The 4,765-nt window shown below is 28.3% G+C and carries 5 protein-coding genes; all 5 read left to right on the top strand.

Translation table 11 applies throughout. From position 1 onward, the window contains the following. Window positions 1–41 precede the first annotated feature (41 nt). The 5 genes from H2650_RS15540 (at window position 42) to H2650_RS15520 (ending at window position 4,642) form a co-directional block, all read left to right on the top strand. Window positions 42–695, top strand: coding sequence for a DUF4253 domain-containing protein (locus H2650_RS15540; protein ID WP_188051741.1), 654 nt, complete (start codon window positions 42–44; stop codon window positions 693–695). A gap of 248 nt (window positions 696–943) precedes the next feature. After that, the gene (locus H2650_RS15535) at window positions 944–1,480 is read left to right on the top strand and encodes a hypothetical protein (RefSeq protein ID WP_188051740.1); all 537 of its coding nucleotides are present in this window, start codon (window positions 944–946) and stop codon (window positions 1,478–1,480) included. Between the two features lie 164 nt (window positions 1,481–1,644). Then, on the top strand, window positions 1,645–2,946 hold the full coding sequence (locus H2650_RS15530; RefSeq protein WP_188051739.1) for an erythromycin esterase family protein: 1,302 nt from the start codon (window positions 1,645–1,647) through the stop codon (window positions 2,944–2,946). A gap of 166 nt (window positions 2,947–3,112) precedes the next feature. Further along, window positions 3,113–3,910, top strand: coding sequence for a hypothetical protein (locus tag H2650_RS15525; protein ID WP_188051738.1), 798 nt, complete (start codon window positions 3,113–3,115; stop codon window positions 3,908–3,910). A 375-nt stretch (window positions 3,911–4,285) separates the two neighbouring features. After that, entirely contained in the window at window positions 4,286–4,642 is a 357-nt protein-coding gene (locus H2650_RS15520) for a hypothetical protein (protein ID WP_188051737.1), read from the top strand. The last annotated feature ends 123 nt before the right edge of the window (window positions 4,643–4,765 follow it).

The raw sequence follows: 4,765 nt of genomic DNA, 5'->3' as shown, positions 1-4,765 counted from the left end.
GTGCGTAATATTACCGAAAATCGCCGAAAATAAGACAAATAATGAAAGCTAAACTAATACTTTTAACAATGGGAATATTTTCATTCTTTGGTTGCTCTAATAAAACCGAATTAACAAAAACAGAAGAATCAATTATTACAAAACTTAATTTCGACAAAAGTTTAGTATTAGAACTTAAAGCCGAAACAACAAAAAATATTTTTCAATTACCAGCAATTGATTCCGATACTGGTGAAGAATTGGACAAAGAAACTTTTGAAGGTATTTATTCTGAATCGAATGAAAAAGATGCAGAGAAATTGGTTAGAAAATTAAAACAAAAATTTAAGGAAAAAGGATATTTAATTTTCTATTTAGAAGGTTTAAATGGTAAAAAAAACATAGGAATAATAAAAGGTATTGATGAATTAGATATCTTAAGATATCGAAAAACTGACGGAATTAATTATGATTTAGAGAGTGAAGATGTGCTCAAAAAAATATCAGAATGGAATACCAAATTTGGTGTAAAAATAATTGGATGCAATCAAGATTATATTCAAATAGAATTTGATAAATTACCACAAAATATGGAAGAATTTGCAAAAGAAGTTTATGCTTTTTGTCCAGATTCTGTCGACCAAGGAGTTGGAGACATAAAATCTTTAGAAGAGTATATAAAACAAGATAAAGGAATATGGCTTTGGTGGGATTAAATAAAAAATACTACGCACAACAGCCGTTTGGCGAGATTGGGGTTTTAGGCTTAATTTAAAGATGGTTTTGTACTTGGAAAATTTGTGTTTAATGGAAAAATCTCGCATCTTTACTCCCCAACCTCGCCAAGCGCCAAGACGTTGGCAGTAATGTTGAAAGAACGAAACGTAATAAAATGAAATTCAGCATTTTAACATAAATTTAATCTATTTTGATTTCAGAAAAAAAATCAAAACTAAAGCAAAAAATGAAAAAAATAATTAAAATATTTACGATAATAATCTTAACTATCTTTTTATTTTGTGTGTGTGCATATTTGTATTTGACAGATTTCGGAAAAAATGGAATATTCTCAACCGAACCCAGAAAACCCAAAATAGAAATTCCAGTAACTTATAATATTGGTTGGTGGTCATATCAAGATGATTTGACAATTGATAGCCTAAAAATTGAAATAATAGAAAGTAAACTAAACTTATTTAATTCTAAATCTTTAGTTTCCTATTCTATTTATGGGAAAATGAAATTTGATGATGGTCATTGGGAACCTAAAATTGAAAGTGTTCACTTATCAGAAAGAATTGAAAAGGATAGTTTAAAAAACAGAATTATTGAAATTACACCAATAATTTCTGTGAGTGAGAAAGACAATGAAAAAGGTGGATTTAAAAAATTCAACTTTAAAAATGAACATACAATCATTTCAAACGGTTGGGGAAATAATATTATAAAATTTATCTGTGGAAATAAAGAACAAATTATAAGATTACAACAGACTAAATAAAAACACTACTGCCAACAGCCGTTTGGCGAGATTGGGGTTTTAGGCTTAATTTAAAAATGGTTTTGTACTTGGAAAATTTGTGTATAATGGAAAAATCTCGCATCTTTACTCCCCAACCTCGCCAAGCGCCAAGACGTTGTAAAACATTTAAAAAAACATTTCGAATGAAAAAGACATTTTCAATTTTCATATTCATTTTACCATTTCTTAGTTATTCTCAAGATAAGGAAACGATAGACTGGATAACCAATAATTCGATAGAAATTGAAGATGCGAATCCTGATTCTGAACTAAAAATATTTGAAAATAACACACCTAATAAATTTGACAATGCTAAAATTTATGGGTTTGGGGAGGCTTCTCACAACACAAAGGAATTTTTCGACTTAAAAGCCAAATTCTTCAAACACTTAGTTAAAACTCAAGGTTTGAAAATTTTCATAATGGAAGAATCTTATCAAGCTGAATCAGGAATAAATGAATGGATAAGTGGTGGCAAAGGAGATGTTCAAACTATAGCTAAAAATTTTAATATCGGTTTTTGGTACACTAAAGAAATTGTAAGCCTATTACAATGGATGAGAAACTACAATCAAAATAAATCAGAAGCCGATCAAATTCAATTTTATGGAATGGATATACAAATAGGCAAAAATATTAGCCAAAAAATTCGTGATTTTGTTAGTTTTAACAAAATTGATATTGATGAAAAGCTTTTAATAACTGCCGATAGTTGCTCAAATAAAATAATAGATTATTATATATCAGACAGTTGGTGGCAAAAGCAACTTCCGGATTTAAAGGAGCTAAAAAAACAAATTTTAAATTCTAAAACTAATAGTAGAGAATATAAACAAATAATAAGAAGTTTAGATTATTTATTAAGTTATACGGAATATGCATCAATCGTTGCGGATAAATATCCCAAGAGCACAGAATTTAGAGATTTAAAAATGTTTGAAAATGTCAAATGGATTGCAAAAAATGAATCCAATAATGGAAAAGCTTTTATTTGGGCTCATAACGAACATATCAATAAAAGAGAAATGTACTATACAGGTAGCGATATAATAAATTTAGGTCGTCACCTAAAAGATAATTACAAAGATGATTATTATAGCGTTGGTTTTGACTTCGGAACTGGAAAAATTAACGGTTATGTCTCAAATGAAAAAAAGGGTGGTTATTGGAAGACGTACGATATTGAAAAACCATTCAAAAGAACATATGCAAGGACATTGATGTCTGTTGATAAAGATATATATTTTATTGATTTACAATCAGCAATTGAAAGCGACTCATCTGAATTTTTTAGTAAAAAGAACAGACATTTATTAATTGGTGGTGGAGGTTATCAACCTAAACCGCTATATAAGATTATAATAAGTAAAATTTATACTGAAACTTACGATGGGTTGATTTTTGTAAAAGAAATATCAATACCAGATTATACTCTGGATAAATAAAAAACGTTTTACAACAGCGGTTTGCATAAATGGCGAAATATGTGGTTAATTCACATTTATCTTTCGCAAGAAATTTTATCTTAGCCGAAAGATTACGGTTACGAAGTTCGCCACTTCTGCAAGCCGCGAGACGTTGGTGGCAATTATAAAAAAACGGAACCTAAAAATGAGTTTTCACAAATCAATAATAATAATTTTACTTTTTAAAAGCCTCACATCTTTAGGACAATACAGCGCTTTTTTAATAAATAATAAATATAAAAAGATTGACAGTTTAGATTTATATAGAATAAATAGAAACTCAGAAATTATTTTATTGAGTACTGATAAGTCAATAAATAAAATAAAAATAGTCAGTGATTGGGAAAAAACACTTGATAGAGGTCTAATAAATAAATATATCTTCGATAATTCATCAAAAAATGGGAATGAAAAATATATTTTTCAGTTTGATGTAGACTCATATAGTACAATAAAAATTCTTTATTGTACTGATAAAACTAAAACTAATATTATTGTTGCAAGATTAAATAATGAAAATTTACAACTAAGTAGAAAAATAGATACTCTTTTTTCAAACTATGATATTAAAAATATTGAAAATTCTAAAATAAAAGAAGTGGATAAAATAGAAACTATAATTTCAAATTTCGCATTTAAACCATTTTTATGGTCAGAAAAAGTGCGGATTGAATTTAAAGATGAGCTAATGAATAATAACAATATTGATGACCAGAAAATGAAAGACATTCTGAATAGTTATCAAATTGCAAGTGGTAATAATACAGGAATTGGACAAATATTAGCCATGAAAGACTTTATATTGGGCGGAAATAAAATTGAAATTATAAAATGGTTGTGGGATAAAAATATAACAATTACAAATATTGAACAATTAAGAGGATTCATTCAATGCTACGATCCAGTAATTGACATCATTAACAATACCGAATTTAAAGAATAACTGCCACCAACAGCCGTTTGGCGAGATTGGGGTTTTAGGCTTAATTTGAAAATGGTTTTGTACTTGGAAAATTTGTGTTTAATGGAAAAATCTCGCATCTTTACTCCCCAACCTCGCCAAGCGCCAAGACGTTAGTGGCAAGCTTAAAGCAATACGATAACAATTAACTGAATATAAGGTATTTAACTTTTTATAATCAATTAAAAATGGGTTTTTAAATTATGGGTTTTTGAAATTAATTACAAATTAAAAAGTAGATTTTTAATTGTAGAAAGTTAAGAATTGAATTTTGAAATGCAGAAACTTGAAAGTTGGATTTTGCAAAAAGAAACTTGAAAGTCGGAATCTAAAAACAGAACTGAAAAATAAAAACTTATGCTAAAATCAATCTGTCAGTATTTTAGAAAAAAAGATGAAATTATTGGAATTTGGACGAGAGAAGACGATGGTTCCGGATTAATTAATATTTATGGATGGAGTTTGCATTTTTTTGAAAACGGTACAGGAAAAAGTTATTCTTGGGAAAATGACTCAGAAACTAATTATGATTTTGAATGGAAAAGAGAAAATAAAACAGAAATTAAATTACGTACAGAAGTTAATGATTGGGAATTTATAACTTATAAAATGGAAAAATATATTGGAGCTTATAAATCGAAACAAACTAAATTAACAGAAATAAATAAAGATAAATTTTGGGATTTTCCTGAAGCACTTTATAAATGTAGATAAAAGCCAGCCACTAACAGCCGTTTGGCGAGATTGGGGTTTTAGTGGAATTAGCGTTTTTTATCATATCTTCGTTTTGGCAGAAAATACTCTGCTATAAAGTCCCCAACCTCGCCAAGCGCCAAG

It is taken from the genome of Flavobacterium sp. GP15, assembly GCF_014281985.1.
In the GTDB taxonomy this organism is placed as follows: domain Bacteria; phylum Bacteroidota; class Bacteroidia; order Flavobacteriales; family Flavobacteriaceae; genus Flavobacterium; species Flavobacterium pygoscelis.
The sequence above is the reverse complement of the archived record's forward strand: the minus strand, read 5'-3'. Positions and strand labels throughout refer to the sequence as shown.

Bases quoted from the DNA above. Each gene is read 5' to 3' on its own strand.
- H2650_RS15540 (WP_188051741.1), top strand. From the start codon at position 42: ATGAAAGCTAAACTAATACTTTTAACAATGGGAATATTTTCATTCTTT.
- H2650_RS15535 (WP_188051740.1), top strand. From the start codon at position 944: ATGAAAAAAATAATTAAAATATTTACGATAATAATCTTAACTATCTTT.
- H2650_RS15530 (WP_188051739.1), top strand. From the start codon at position 1,645: ATGAAAAAGACATTTTCAATTTTCATATTCATTTTACCATTTCTTAGT.
- H2650_RS15525 (WP_188051738.1), top strand. From the start codon at position 3,113: ATGAGTTTTCACAAATCAATAATAATAATTTTACTTTTTAAAAGCCTC.
- H2650_RS15520 (WP_188051737.1), top strand. From the start codon at position 4,286: ATGCTAAAATCAATCTGTCAGTATTTTAGAAAAAAAGATGAAATTATT.